General features: G+C 68.9%; 10 protein-coding genes. 2 read left to right on the top strand and 8 right to left on the bottom strand.

Annotated elements, in window-relative coordinates:
• The first annotated feature begins 2 nt into the window (after window positions 1-2).
• Complete coding sequence (locus tag PM1_RS14250; protein WP_009622298.1) at window positions 3-950, top strand: SphA family protein; 948 nt, start codon at window positions 3-5, stop codon at window positions 948-950.
• Window positions 951-1,005: 55 nt separating this feature from the next.
• Window positions 1,006-1,467: a DUF1214 domain-containing protein gene (locus PM1_RS14255; RefSeq protein ID WP_009622296.1), complete on the top strand. Its 462-nt coding sequence runs from the start codon at window positions 1,006-1,008 to the stop codon at window positions 1,465-1,467.
• 1,181 nt (window positions 1,468-2,648) lie between these two features.
• Here the strand turns inward: PM1_RS14255 and PM1_RS14260 are convergent.
• The 8 genes from PM1_RS14260 to PM1_RS14295 form a co-directional block, all read right to left on the bottom strand.
• Window positions 2,649-4,013 (bottom strand): DUF1329 domain-containing protein, encoded by a 1,365-nt coding sequence (locus PM1_RS14260; protein ID WP_009622294.1) that lies wholly within the window; start codon window positions 4,011-4,013, stop codon window positions 2,649-2,651.
• A gap of 17 nt (window positions 4,014-4,030) precedes the next feature.
• Complete coding sequence (locus tag PM1_RS14265; protein ID WP_009622292.1) at window positions 4,031-5,848, bottom strand: DUF1302 domain-containing protein; 1,818 nt, start codon at window positions 5,846-5,848, stop codon at window positions 4,031-4,033.
• Between the two features lie 278 nt (window positions 5,849-6,126).
• The gene (locus PM1_RS14270) at window positions 6,127-6,894 is read right to left on the bottom strand and encodes an SDR family oxidoreductase (protein WP_009622290.1); all 768 of its coding nucleotides are present in this window, start codon (window positions 6,892-6,894) and stop codon (window positions 6,127-6,129) included.
• 193 nt (window positions 6,895-7,087) lie between these two features.
• Complete coding sequence (locus PM1_RS14275) at window positions 7,088-7,621, bottom strand: cytochrome b (protein ID WP_009622288.1); 534 nt, start codon at window positions 7,619-7,621, stop codon at window positions 7,088-7,090.
• A gap of 685 nt (window positions 7,622-8,306) precedes the next feature.
• On the bottom strand, window positions 8,307-10,406 hold the full coding sequence (locus PM1_RS14280) for an HlyD family efflux transporter periplasmic adaptor subunit (RefSeq protein ID WP_009622286.1): 2,100 nt from the start codon (window positions 10,404-10,406) through the stop codon (window positions 8,307-8,309).
• Entirely contained in the window at window positions 10,406-11,746 is a 1,341-nt protein-coding gene (locus PM1_RS14285) for an efflux RND transporter periplasmic adaptor subunit (RefSeq protein WP_009622284.1), read from the bottom strand. Before PM1_RS14285 ends, PM1_RS14280 begins: the two co-directional genes overlap by 1 nt.
• 6 nt (window positions 11,747-11,752) lie before the next feature.
• Complete coding sequence (locus PM1_RS14290) at window positions 11,753-12,538, bottom strand: efflux RND transporter periplasmic adaptor subunit (RefSeq protein ID WP_009622282.1); 786 nt, start codon at window positions 12,536-12,538, stop codon at window positions 11,753-11,755.
• Window positions 12,522-14,126, bottom strand: coding sequence for a TolC family protein (locus PM1_RS14295; RefSeq protein WP_009622281.1), 1,605 nt, complete (start codon window positions 14,124-14,126; stop codon window positions 12,522-12,524). The genes PM1_RS14290 and PM1_RS14295 overlap by 17 nt, the downstream gene beginning before the upstream one ends.
• Window positions 14,127-14,130: the final 4 nt, after the last annotated feature.

Consider the following 14,130-nt stretch of genomic DNA (forward strand, 5'->3'; position numbering starts at 1 on the left):
GCATGCGCCGTGAATCCTTGTTGCTGGCCGGCTGCCTGCTGTTCGGCGCCGGCCAGGCCGGGGCGGTGGAGAACGGCGCCGGCTTCTACCTGCTCGGTTCCCGCGGCCCCATGGCCGGGGTACTGCCGCCGCCGGGGCTGTACCTGCAGAACGACCTCTACCGCTACAGCGGCAGCGCCGGGGCGAGCCGGGACTTCCCCCTCAACGGCAAGGTGGTGGCCGGCATCGACGTGGAAACCTGGCTGGCAATGCCGACGCTGCTCTGGTCCACTTCCGCGCAGTTGCTCGGCGGCAACCTGGGGCTGTCCTGGAGCCAGCCCCTGGGCGGGCCCGGCCTCGACGTCGACGCCGAGCTGACCGGACCCCAGGGCGGGCGCTTCGCCAGCGACGTGCACGCCTCCAACTACACCTACGGCGACCCGGTGCTGGCGGCCTTCCTCGGCTGGCACCGCGGCAACTTCCACTGGCAGGGCGGGGTGTCGCTGAACGTGCCGGCCGGCGACTACGACGACCAGGCCCTGGCCAACCTCGCCTTTCACCACTGGGGCGCCGACCCCTTCGCCGCGCTGACCTGGTTCGACCCGGCCATCGGCCTGGACCTGTCCGTCGCCGCCGGCGTCACCGTCAACGCCGCCAATCCCAGCACCGACTACCGCAGCGGCAACGAGGCGCACCTGGAATGGGCCGCCGAGCAGCACTTCGGCCCGCGCTTCTCCGCCGGCCTGGTCGGCTACCACTACCGCCAGCTGACCGGCGATAGCGGCCGCGGCGCCAGTCTCGGGCCTTTCCGGGGCCGCGCCCGGGCCCTGGGCGCGACCCTGGCCTGGAACTTTCCCGGCGCGCGGCCCTGGTCGCTGCGCCTGAAGGCCTACAAGGAGCAGGGCGCCTACAACCGCCTGGAAGGCCACGCCGCCTACCTGACGCTTTCCGTGCCCCTGGCTTCGTTCTGATGCCGTCGATCGACGGCGACGAACTGGGCTTCTTCACCCACCTGGGCTACGCAACGTGGCCTTGGTCAAGGCGTTCGGCTACGACTACCCGGGCCGCTCGGTCATGGCCGGCGCCTACCTGGGCGGCAACCTGGCGGAGGAGGCGGTCTACCCGATCCGCTTCACCGACGAGCAGGGCAAGCCGCTCAACGGCGAGAACCCGTACCGCCTGACCTTCGCCAAGGCGCCGCCGGTGAGGGTGTTCTGGTCGCTGACGATCTACAACGCCGGCGACAAGATGCTGGTGGACAACCCCATCGACCGCTACAAGGTCGGCTCGGACACCCCGGGCCTGCAGGTCGCGGCGGACGGCTCGATCAGCATCCCCATCCAGCACGCCCAGCCGGCCGGGGCGGACAAGGCCAACTGGCTGCCGGCGCCCAAGGGCGACTTCTACCTGCTGCTGCGCCTGTATCAGCCGGACGCCAGCATCCTCGATGGCAGCTACGCGCTGCCGCAGGTGACCCGCGCCCGCTAGCGGCGCGGCGGATCGCGGACGGAGTCCGCTCCTACAAAGAGGAATGCCGTGCTTCACGGCGACCTGTAGGCGCGGGCCCTGCCCGCGATTTCGCGCGCAGGGCGCGCTCCTACATTGGAATGGCACGGGTGGGGCGGCGTAGGTGCGACTGTCCTGCGTCCCGCGCCGAGATGCGGCGGATAACCGCGAACGGTTATGCGCCCTACGAACTCGCCGGCTGACGCTGAACTATCCGACCGCTCCGAACGGCCCCCTCTCCCGCTTGCGGGAGAGGGCTGGGGAGAGGGCGCTCTTCCGCGAGTCTTTTCGTAGGAGCGAGCTTACAGGGAGGAATACCGTGCTTCACGGCGACCTGTAGGAGCGGGCCCTGCCCGCGATTCGCGCGCAGGGCGCGCTCCTACATTGGAATGGCGTGGGTGGGGTTGCGTAGGAGCGGATCTCATCCGCGAACCGCGCCGGAGGTTCCGGCTAATCGCGGACAAGGTCCGCTCCTACGGGGGAGGAATACCGTGCCTCCCGGCAACCTGTAGGGCCCTGCCCGCGATTTCGCGCGCAGGGCCCGCTCCTACAGGGGAATGGCGCGGGTGGGGCGGCGTAGGTGCGACTGTCCTGCGCCCCGCGCCGAGATGCGGCGGATAACCGCGAACGGTTATGCGCCCTACGAACTCGCCGGTTGACGCTGAACCACCCGACCGCTCCGAACGGCCCCCTCTCCCGCTTGCGGGAGAGGGCTGGGGAGAGGGTGCTCTTCCGCGAGTCTTTTCGTAGGAGCGAGCTTACAGGGAGGAATACCGGATTTCACGGCGACCTGTGTAGGAGCGGGCCCTGCCCACGAAATCGCGCGCAGGGCGCGCTCCTACAGGGGAATGGCGTGGGTGGGGTTGCGTAGGAGCGGATCTCATCCGCGAAACGCGCCGGATCGTCCGGCTATCGCGGACAAGGTCCGCTCCTACCGCATGAGCGAGCATGGCTTTCGTAGGATGGTGTTGAGCGAAGCGATACCCATCACCGCAACCGCATGGGTTTCGCCAAGGCTCAACCCATCCTACGAAAAGCGTCTCGGCGCGGCCGGCAAGACAGTTGCTCCTACGAAGAGCACTGGAGGCGCCATGGTTCGGGTGGCCCGGGCCACAAAAAAAAATGGCGACCCGAAGGTCGCCCAAAACCACAGGTGCTGCTGCTCAGCGAACCCCGTCGCTGCGCAGGGCAGCCGGGGTGAATTTGGCGGCGGAGGAGGGCTCGCCGAAGCGGATCCAGCTCTTCTCCTGGTTCATCATGCCGCTGACCGCGTAACGGCCGGAGATCAGGTCATACAGGGATTCCAGGGCGTACCAGGGCACCTGCTGCTTGTAGTCCTGGGTCAGCATGGCCTCGCCTACGCGCCACAGCTGGCCGCGGCCGTCGTACTGGTCGGACAGGGCGATGCTCCAGGAGTCTTCGTCGACGTAGAAGCGGCGCTTGGCGTAGATGTGCCGCTCGCCCTGCTTCAGGTTGGCTTCCACCACCCAGACGCGGTGCAGCTCGTAGCGCGCCAGGTCCTGGTTGATGTGGCCGGCCTTGAGGATCTCGTCGTACTTGTGCTTGGGCGAGGCCAGCTCGTAGTTGTTGTAGGGGATGTAGATTTCCTTCTTGCCCACCAGCTTCCAGTCGTAGCGGTTGGGCGCGCCGTTGTACATGTCCAGGCCGTCGGAGGTGCGCAGGCCGTCCACCTCGGTGGTCGGGCTGTCGTAGGCCACCTGCGGGGCGCGGCGCACGCGGCGCTGGCCGGCGTTGTACTGCCAGGCCATGCGCGGTTCCTTCACCTGGTCCAGGGAGTCGTGCACCAGCAGCACGTTGCCGGCCAGGCGTGCCGGCTCGGTGACCCGCGACTTGTAGTAGTACAGGAGGTTTTCCGCGTCCTTGGGATCCAGGTCGGCCATGCCCTTGGGCACCGCCAGGTCTTCCTCGTAGCGGATGGCGGTGAAGCTGCCGTTGGTCTGCGGCGCGGCGGTGACCGAGGCGCGCAGGATGTTCACGCCGCGGAAGCGGGTGATGTGGTTCCACACCACTTCCAGGCCGTCCTTGGGAATCGGGAAGGCCACCCAGCGGCTGTCGGCGAAGCCCTGCAGGCCGTTGCCGCCCTGCACCAGGCTGGTCTTCAGCGCGCTGGTCTTGGCCGCCTGGTAGATGAAGTCCGGGACCACGGTGCTGCGGTGGCTCGGGTAGACGTTCATCTTGTAGTCGGGGTAGCGCTTGAACATCGCCAACTGGCCTTCGGACAGCTTGGCCTTGTACTGCTCGACGTTCTGCGCGGTGATGGTGAACAGCGGCTTCTCGCCGGCGAAGGGGTTGCCGGGGAAGCCCTTGGCATCCACCGCGGCGGCGTTCTGCGCCAGGCCGCCGGTCCAGGCCGGGATGCTGCCGTCGGCGTTGCCGGCCTTCTCCGCGCCCAGCGGGGTGAGGCTGGTGCCCAGCTTGGCGGCTTCGTCCGGGGACACCGCGGCCAGCACGCTGCCGGCCAGCAGGGACAGGGTGAATGCGCCGATCACTCGTAGTGCTTTGTTCATCGTTGAGTCCTCGCGGATCAGAAGTTCACGCCGACACTGAACGCGAGGAAATCGCGGTCGATCAGGGTGTTGTAGTCGCCGCCGAAGAAGTTGGTGTACGACAGGCTGGCGGTGTAGGTGTTGCGGTAGTCGGCATCCAGGCCGAGGCTGATGGCCTTGGCGCCTTCGTTGAAGGTCGGGCCGTAGCCTTCCACGTCGTGGGACCAGGCGATGTTCGGCTTCAGGTTGATGCCGGCGATGGCGTTGCCGTAGTCGAGGATGCCGCGGGCGCGGTAGCCCCAGGAGGTGTTGGTGTAGAAGCCGTGGGTGTTGCCCGGCGCCCACTGGCCGTACTCGGGGGAGCGGCCGTAGCGCATGGAACTGGTGGGTTCCAGGTCGCTCAGCTGGGTCAGGCCCAGTTCGCCCACCAGGGTCAGGCGGTCGGCGCCCATCACCTGTTCGAAGAAGTGGGTGAAGGTGGTCTGCACCTGGGTCATCGGCTTGCGTTCGTAGCCGCGGTTGATGCCGCCGGGCACGTTGGGCATGGTCGGCGAGCTGGTCGCCGCGATCGGGTTGAGCACCGCCAGGGAGACGTCCGGGGTGTTGATCTGCAGCGGCATGTTCGGCCGGTAGCTGATCTCGCCGTTCCAGGCGGTGCCGGTGGGCAGGCTGGTGGCGAAGCTCAGGCCGTAGAGGCGGATGTCCTCGGGGTACTCGATGAAGTAGTTGCTGTTGCCCAGCACGGTGCTCAGGGCCATGCCCTGGACCACCGAGGAGCAACCCGGGCGGCCACCGCAGGCGGCGCCGGTGGCGGCCAGGATGCGCCCCAGCGAGGCCAGGGTGGCGCCGTTGGCGGTCTGGCTGCTGTAGTAGGGGTTGCGGCTGTGGTAGTTCATGGCGTAGGCGCCGTACTCGACGTCGTCGGTCATCCAGCGCAGGGCCAGGCCCCACTGGCCGCTGTCGCCCGGCTCGCGGTCGCCGCTGCGCGGCAGGATCACCCCTTCGTCGTTGGCGATGAAGCCCTGGCCTGCGGCCGCGGCGATGGGCTCGAACTGCGCCATCAGCGAGCCGAAGCCGGGCGCGGCGTTGTTGGCGTTGTTCAGGTTGCAGCCGTGGGGGACCACGTCGGTGCCGAAGAAGGTGCCGCAGTTGTCCAGTACCGTCTTCTCCCACTTGAGCTGGTAGAAGCCCTCGACGGACAGGCTGTCGGTCACGCTCTGCGACAGGTAGAACATGTTCACCGGCAGCAGCGCTTCCTTGATCTCGGCGCCGGGGCGGCGGATGGCGGAAACGTCGATGGGGTTGATGCTGTTGATGCTGTTGGGGATGAAGGTGCTCTCGCCCCAGCTCACCACCTGCTTGCCCAGGCGCACGCTGCCCGGCAGGTTCTTGATGTCGTAGTTGTGGTAGACGAAGGCATCGAGCAGCTGCGCGCCGGAGGAGCGGGCGCCCTTGTCGCGGCCGTCGTCGCTGATGTCCTTGAACGGCCGGCTCTCGTCCTTGAGCTCGAAGTCGTACCAGTACTTGCCGCGCACGAACAGGCCGGTGTCGCCGTATTTCAGCTCCAGGTCGTGGATGCCCTTGAACAGCTTGGAGAAGGTCTCGCCCTTCTCGAAGTTCACGCGGCCGTCGTCGGTGGTGTGGGTGGCGATGTTGCCGCCGTTGTTGTAGCCGATGAAGTCCTGGTGGGGGCTCTGGGTGCTCCAGCTGGCGCCCAGGGACAGGGAGGAATCGAACTGCCCCTCGATCTCGCCGATGTTGAAGTTGACCGCCTTGGCAGGGGCGGCCACGCCCAGGGCGACGGCCAGCGCGAGCAGCTGCGGTTGGAAGAATCCAGGTCTTGTTATTGTTCTCATGAAACGCTCCAGTGCAGGGGGTGGAAGACTGCAGGCACAAGCTATGTGGAGCGCCGGGGGCGGATAAGCGCGCGAAAGTACGAGTGGCGCATCGGAAGAAGGTATGAGTCGCGCTGTGGCGCGGGTTCCAGCGGGGTCCAGCAATACGCTGAATGGTCCTTCATTCACTGGCTCGGTGAGATGTGGGAGTTGTCTGAAGGAATTTCGCGGGGCAACGCGCGCACCGGGCCAGGGCCCGGTGCGTCAGGAGGTCGGAAGGGCGCCCGCGGGCGCGCGGATCAGATGAGGTAGCCGCCGTCCACCGCCAGGCTGATGCCGGTGGTGTAGCTGGAGGCGTCGCTGGCCAGGTAGAGCACGGCGCCGGCCATTTCCTCGGGGTTGGCCACGCGCTTGAGCGGCACCCGCTGCAGGATGCCGTCGAGCACCGCCTGGTTCTGCACCAGGGCGGCGGCGAACTTGGTGTCGGTGGGCCCCGGCAGCAGCGCGTTGCAGCGGATGCCGAAGGGCGCGCATTCCTTGGCGAAGACCTTGGTCATGCTGATCACCGCGGCCTTGGTCACCGAGTAGATGCCCTGCAGCTCGCCGGGGGTGATGCCGTTCACCGAGGCGACGTTGACGATGCTGCCGCCGCCTTGCGCCTGCATCAGCTTGCCGGCTTCCACCGACATGTAGAAGTAGCCGCGGATGTTGACGTCCACGGTCTTCTGGAAGGCGGCGACGTCGGTGTCCAGCACGTTGCCGTACTGCGGGTTGGTGGCGGCGTTGTTGACCAGGATGTCGAGGCGCCCGAAGCGTTCGCGGATCCAGGCGAAGGTGGCCTGGATCTGCTCCGGCTCGCCGATGTGGCAGGCCACGGCGCTGGCCTTGCCGCCGGCGGCCTGGATGGCCTCGGCCACCGCCTGGCAGCCCTCCAGCCGGCGGCTGGATACGATGACCTGGGCGCCCTGGCGGGCCAGCAGGTGGGCGATGGCTTCGCCGATGCCGCGGCTGGCGCCGGAAACGAAGGCGACCTTGCCGCTGAGGTCGAAGGGGGCGGGTGTGGACATGGGCTGCTCCGGGAACGGTTGCGAAAGGGGCCGGCCACCGCCCCCGGTCGGATCAGGAGGCGCGTCTAGGGGCGGGGCCGGCCAGGCGAGGATAGGCTGCGGGGCGGTGGGGCGATATCGCTCGGAAGTGCGATCAGGATGATGAATGGGGATGATGGGGCCGGCATGTGGCGAGCCGGCCCCGGCTGGCGCCTCAGGCCTGTTCGCGGGCCGGCAGCATGGCGCGCAGCACGCCGTCGCGGCGCACGTGGTGGTGCCAGATGGCCGCGGCGGCGTGGCCGAGGATGAGGGCGAAGAGCAGGTACTGGGCGGTGACGTGGAAGGCCTTGGCCGCCTCGCGCGCGGCATCGGACAGCGGCAGCGGCGGGATTTCCACGAGCCAGAACAGGTTCACCGGGCGCTTGCCGAACAGCAGGCCGGTGAGCGGCATGAGGATCAGCAGCGCATAGAGCAGGGCATGGCCGGCCTTGGCGGCCATCAGCTTGAGGCGCTCGTCGGCCGGCAGCAGCTGCGGCGCGCCATGGCGGGCGCGGACCAGCAGGCGTGTGACGGTCAGGGCCAGGACGGTCAGGCCCAGGGACTTGTGCAGGGTGAACACCCCGCCGACGCCGCCGAGCAGGCCGGCGAACAGGTCCTTGCCGTAGGGCAGGGCGATGATGGCCAGCACCAGGAGGGCGCTGAGCCAGTGCAGGGTGATCTGGGCGGGGGTGTAGCGGGCTTGGGTCACGGGGGTTCCTCTTTGCGGACGCCGGCCTTGCCGAGGGGGCTTGGGGCGGGTCGTTTTTTCGTGGGAGCCGGGGAGGGTAACCGAAGGGGCTGGCTGTTATGGGGAGGAAGGCGTTGCAATTTGTTGTGGGGGGTGAGAGCGCCCTCTCCCCAGCCCTCTCCCGCAAGCGGGAGAGGGAGCCGTTCGGAGCGGTCGGATAGTTCAGCGTCAACCGGCAAGTTCGTAGGGCGCATAACCGTTCGCGGTTATCCGCCGCATCTCGGCGCGGGGCAGGACAGTTGCGCCTACGCCGCCCAACCCACGCCATTCCAATGTAGGAGCGCGCCCTGCGCGCGAAATCGTGGGCAGGGCCCGCTTACGTTCCAGGAAGCACGGCTTTTCGTAGGATGGTGTTGAGCGAAGCGATACCCATCACCACGACCGCATGGGTTTCGCCAAGGCTCAACCCATCCTACGAAGAGCGCCTCGGCGCAGCTCCCATGCAGGAGCGCGCCCTGCGCGCGAAATCGCGGGCAGGGCCCGCTTACGTTCCAGGAAGCACGGCTTTTCGTAGGATGGTGTTGAGCGAAGCGATACCCATCACCACGACCGCATGGGTTTCGCCAAGGCTCAACCCATCCTACGAAGAGCGCCTCGGCGCAGCTCCCATGCAGGAGCGCGCCCTGCGCGCGAAATCGCGGGAGCGCTAGAACCCACTCTCGCGCATGAACACCGCCGCCAGGTGCATCAACCCATCGGCCAGCAGGCTGCGGCGCTGGCCTTCGATCTGCAGGTGGCCGCGGGTTTCGTGGAGGTTCGGTGGGGCTTCGTCCAGTTGCACCAGCACGTGGAACAGCGGGCTGCTGGGCACCAGTTGGTCGCCGTGGGGTTGCACCGCCAGGGGGCCGCCGTGGCGGGAGGCGAGGGCCGGTTGGCCCAGCTGGCCGATGCGCGTGGTGCCTATCTGCAGGACTTTGCCGGTGATGGCCCGGGGCACGCCCTCGGGGTAGAAGCGCACCGGGCTGCCTTCGCCCAGGCGCTGGATTTCGTCGGGGCCGACGTAGGCGTCCACCTGCCAGCTGCGTGGGTCGATGAGTACGCCCAGGGGCTCGCGGGTGCCTATCCATTGGCCGCCGCGCCAGTCCGGGTTCAGGTCCAGCCACTGGCCGGCGAAGGGCGCCTGCAGGTTCAGCCGGGCGATTTCCGAGCGGGCGGCGCGGGCTTCCTGGAATTGCACGCCGTAGCGCTGGCGGGTGGCGGCTTCCTCGGCCAGGCCGCCGGGGTCGGCCAGCAGGCCGGCCAGGCGGGCGCGGTAGCCTTGCATGCTGGCTTCGTTGCCGGCCAGGCGGATGGTGATGTCCGGCTGGTCGAGCACCACCAGGGTCTGCCCGGCCTGCACCGGGCCGGCCTTGCGCACTTGCTGCAGCAGCGCCGGGAAGGGCGCGTAGAGGCGCACCTGGTGCTCGGCGCGGGCCAGGCCCACGGCGTGGATCTGGCTGCGCCAGGGCACCGCGACCAGCAGCAGGGCGGCCGCCAGCAGGAGGAGGAACAGATGGCGGCGGCCGCGGCGCACTTCGCCGCGGTGCTGCCACCAGTGTTTCAGTTCGCGCCAGATCGGCTGCACGATGAACCAGGAGATTTCCACGGCGAAGAGAAAGATCCCGAGCAGTTTGAAGAAGAACAGGTAGACGGTCACCGCGATGCCCAGGAACAGCACCAGGCGGTACACCCAGGTGACCATGGCGAAGGCTACCAGCAGGCGCCGCTGGCGCGCCGGGAAGGCTTCCGGCCAGGCTTCGTCGAGCCCCAGCAGGTTGCGCCGCAGGGTGACCTTGGCCAGGGCCGTGGCGCGCTCGTGCAGGTTGGGGAAGTCGAGCAGGTCGGAGAGGATGAAGTAGCCGTCGAAGCGCATGAAGGGGCTGGCGTTCAGCGCCAGGGACAGCGCCCAGCTGGTGGTGGCCAGGTAGAGCAGGGCGTTGCGCAGCGGGCCCGGGTCGCTCAGCGCCCAGCCCAGGGTGGCCAGCCCGGCCAGGCCCAGCTCGGTGAGGATGCCGGCGCTGGCGATGGCCAGGCGCTGTTTCGAGCTGCGCAGCTTCCAGCTCTCGCCGGTGTCGGTGTAGAGCATCGGCCACATCACCACGAAGGCGATGCCCATGTGCGCCACCTTCAGCCCCAGGCGCGTGGCCACCAGGGCGTGGCCCAGTTCGTGGAGGGTCTTGGCCACCACCAGGGCCAGGGCGAAGCTGAGCAGGCCCTCGGTGGAGAAGGATTCCACCACGTCGTGGCGGAAGGTGTCCCACTGGTGCGCCACCAGGACGATGCCGAGCAGGCCCAGGCCCACCACCAGCACGCCCATGAAGGGGTGGAACAGCCAGCCCAGGGCGCCGGCCAGGCGCCGCAGGTGGCGTTGCGGGTGCAGCAGCGGGATGCGGAAGAACAGGTAGTGGTGCAGCCACCATTTCCAGGTCAGGAACTGGTTGCCCTCGCTGGCCTCGCGCAGGCGTTCCAGGGCCTGGGCGCCGGGGCGCACCAGCTGGTGGCGTTCGAGGAAGGCGCGGAAGCCCAGCACCTGCTCGACGTCGGGCTTGAGCGCGGTCTGCTCGGCGATGTCTTCGGCGATGCGCCGCGGCGTCTGCTCCCAGCGCAGCAGGCATTCGAACTCCAGCCAGCCGATGCGGAAGAAGCGGTTGGTGACGTTGTCGTGGATCACCCAGGCCGGCTCGCCGTCGGCATTGCTGCCGGCCTCGGCGATGTCGAGGTCGTCGCGCAGCGGCGGCGTGGGCAGGTCTTCGGCGGCGGCGTCCATCACCAGCCGGTCCAGGCGCGGGCGGCGGCCAGCGGCCGGCGCAGCAGGTAGTAGCCCAGCGGCACGCGCTCGCCGTAGAGCTTGGCGGTGCCGTGCAGACCCAGGCGGGCGTGGGCCGGGGCGCCCTCGACGCTGGCCAGCAGGCGGTAGGAGGCCACGTCGTCGTCGCCCGGGCGCGCTTCGTAGCTGGTCTCGAGGATTTCCCCGTGCAGCGGCGAGAGCGGGTAGGCGGTGAGGAACAGGGTGACCGGCGCGCCGCTGTCCAGGGCGATGGCGTCGGCCACCGGCAGCTGGATGCGCATGCCCGGCTGGCTGGGGTCGGCGACCTGGAGGATGCGCTCGCCGGTGACCACCGGCTTGCCCAGCCAGTCGTTGGGGTCGCTGTACACCGCCACCCCGGCGCGCGGCGAGAGCACCGTGGTGCGCGCCAGCTGCGCCTGCACCGCGGCCAGTTCGGCGCGGCGTTGCCGCGCGGTGCCGTTGAGCACTGCCAGCTCGCCCTTGCTCTGCGGGTTGTCGAAGGCGCGCTGGCTGGCGGCCAGTAGCTCGGCGTCGGCCACCGCGACTTCCTTGGCCAGCACTTCGGCGCGGCTGCGCAGGGTGGTTTCGTCGAGGGCGAACAGCGGCGTGCCGACCTCGACGCTCTGGTTCGGCCGCACCAGCATGCGGGCGATCACCCCGTCGATCGGCGAGCTGATCACCTGGGCATTGCGCGACACCACTTCGGCCGGGGCCAGCGCGGTCTGCCGCACCGGCACCAGCAGCATCACCGCCAGCACCGCCACGCCCAGCAACAGCTGGCGCCGGCTGGGGCGCCAGAAGCGCAGCGAGCGCGGCTTGCCGAAGGCGGCCCAGCAGTGCGCCCAGGTCTGGAACACGCCCTGCAGCAGGTGCTCCACCGAGGGCGCCGGGGCTTCGTCGAGGAGGAACACCAGCAGCCCCAGGCGCTGGCCGTGGCGGTCATGCAGGGGGATGACCCAGAGCCCGCTGGGCCACCATTCGGCCCAGCCTTCGGCGATGTCCTCGGGCACTTCCAGGGTTTCGCGGGGCAGCCAGCGCGGCGCCGCGTCCGCCACCTGGCCGCTCAGCCAGCGTCCGGCGCGGCGCAGCCAGACCAGGTAGGGCGAGTCCTCGGTGGGCCGTGCAAGGCCGGAGATGCACAACAGCTCCAGCTGCTGGCCGTGCTGGGCCAGCACCAGCGCCTGGTGGAAGCGCAGCAGGGCGTAGAGGTCGTTGGCCATGGAGAAGGCCAGGGCGTTCAGCGACTCCGCGGCCAGGGCGCGGTCGCGCAGGTTGGCCAGGCTCAGCAGCAGCTGGGGTGGCGGAAACATCTCGCTCATGGCTGCCTACTCTTGCGCGTCGGGGAAGCGCGCGGTACCGCTCATGCCCGCGATCAGTTCAGGATAGGCCGCATCCAGGCGCGCCTCCAGCTCGACGGTCTGGGCCACGGCGTCGACCCGCGCGTTGATGGCGCTGACCTTGGCCGAGTAGCGCTTGCCGGTCTCGTGGATCTCCACTTCCACCGGCATGCCGGGCTTGAGCTGCGGCAGCAGGGTGGAGGGCACGTTCAGGCGCACCTTGAGGGCGCCGTCGCTGACCAGGTCGAACAGCGGCGCACCGGCCTGCACGGTCTGGTACGGCTTGACGTAGACCTTGGCCACGCGCCCGGCGAAGGGCGCCTGCACCTGGCAGTAGCCGGCCTGGGCGCGGGCCAGGGTGAGGGCGCCCTCGGCCTTGCTCACCTCGGTGGTGGCCATGGCCACTTCCAGCTCGCCGGCGGCGTCGAGCTTCTGCAGGTTGCGCTTGGCCGCCAGGTTCTGCCGGGCCATGCCCAGCTCGGCGGCGGCGACCTTGGCGCGGGCCTGCACTTCGACGCATTGCAGCTGGGCCAGCAGGGCGTCCTTGCCGACCTTCTGGCCGAGGCTGGCCTTGAGTTCGCCGAGGGTGCCGTTCATCTGGCTGGACAGGGTGGTCTCCAGGTCCGATACCAGCAGCACGCGGATGGCGTTGGGTTCGTCGCCGGCGGCCGGCGGCGGGAGAGTGGGATCGCCGTCGGCGGCGAAGGCCGACGGCAGCAGGGCGAGGAACAACAGCGGCAGGAACGACAGGCAGGACTCACGGCTGTGCGGCATTGGCGCTTCCTTCGTGGCTGCTGGAGGGGGCGTTGCTGGAGAGGTTGCTGCCAGAGAGACTGCTGCTGGGCAGGCCCGCGCTGCTGGCGGTGAGCAGGTTGCTGCCGCTTTCCTGTTCCAGGGTGCGCTGGATTTCCCGGGCCAGGGTCTTCACGTCGTGATTCTCCACCTTGTCCGGCAGCACGGCGAAACCCACCGAGTTGTACAGCCGGCCCCAGGCGGCCTGGGCGTCGGAGTAGGCGGCCTCGCGCTGGTAGCGCGAGAGCAGGTAGCGGCCTTCGGCGCGGATCAGTTCCAGCTCGGTGCCCAGGGCGGCGCTGCGGGCCTTCTGCGCGTAGTCCAGCAGGCTCTTGTCGACGCGCAGGCTGTCGTCGGCGAATTCCACTTCCTGGCGCGCCAGCTGGTAGCGCAGCAGGCCGACGCGAACCTGGGTAAGGATGGCCATGGACAGCGCGGTGCGGCGCATGTCGTCGGTCTTAGCCTGGGTCTGCTGGGCGGTGTTCAGCGCCGGGTACTGCAGCAGGCGCAGCAGGTTGATGGAGACCTGCACGCCGGTCTCGTTCCAGTGGTTGTTGTACAGGTACTTGTTGGAGTCGTACTGGTAGCCGTAGTTGACGCTGACGTTGGGCCACAGCTGGGCCTTGGCGATCTTCAGGTCGTTCTCGTCGACGCGCTTGCGGTACCACTCCTCCATGATTTCCGGGCGGTGCTGCAGCGACAGCTGCTCCAGTCTCTCGACGTTGCTGGTGACCAGCGGCAGCGGCGGCTCGCTGGTGTCGGCCAGGAGCATCTTCGAGTTCGGCGGCAGCGACATCAGCGCGGCCAGTTCGGCGCGGGCGAACTCCAGGTCCTGGCGGCGCACGGTGAGCATGTACACCGAGTCGAGCAGGGCGCGCTGGTAGGCGAGGATGTCCTGGCGCGGCAGCAGGCCCTGGTTCTCGGCCTCGCGGGCGGCGGTGAGGGCGCGGTGGGTGCGCATCAAGAGGTTGTCCACCTCCGGCAGCAGGCGCTGGGCGCCCAGGGCCCGCCAGTAGGCGTTGCGCACGTCCTGCATGACGTTCTGCGCCACGCGCTCGCGGCGTTCCTCGGCCATGTGGATCTGGTCGGCCTTCTGCTGGGTGCGGTAGTAGGCCACGCCGAAGTCCAGCAGGCTCCAGGACAGGCCCAGGCTGTCGATGTCGCGGTAGCGCTCCTCGGAGGTGGACGGACGCAGGGACACCTGGCGGTCCTGGATGCCGATGGAGGTGCCGCCGGAGTCGTTGTTGCGCCCGGCGTAGCCGGCCGAGGCCACCAGGCGCGGCAGCATCTCGTGGGCGGTGACGTCGCGCAGGTCGGCGGCCAGGGCGCTTTCCAGCAGCTTCAGGCGGTAGTCGAGGTTGTATTTCAGGGCCCGCGCCGCGGCCTCGTAGAAGGTGATGGGCGCGTTCACCGGCTCCTGCTCGCGGTACATGCGCGCCTGGTCGTCGATGACGCGCTGGCGCATCTGCTGTTCGTCGTAGGGTTTGGACTCCATCAGCGAGGAGCAGGCGCCAAGCACGGTGCTGACGGCGATGATGGCACTCAAGGCCTTGAGGCGTTGTCCCGGCATAAGC

It is taken from the genome of Pseudomonas sp. M1, assembly GCF_022760135.1.
GTDB classification, from domain to species: domain Bacteria; phylum Pseudomonadota; class Gammaproteobacteria; order Pseudomonadales; family Pseudomonadaceae; genus Pseudomonas; species Pseudomonas citronellolis.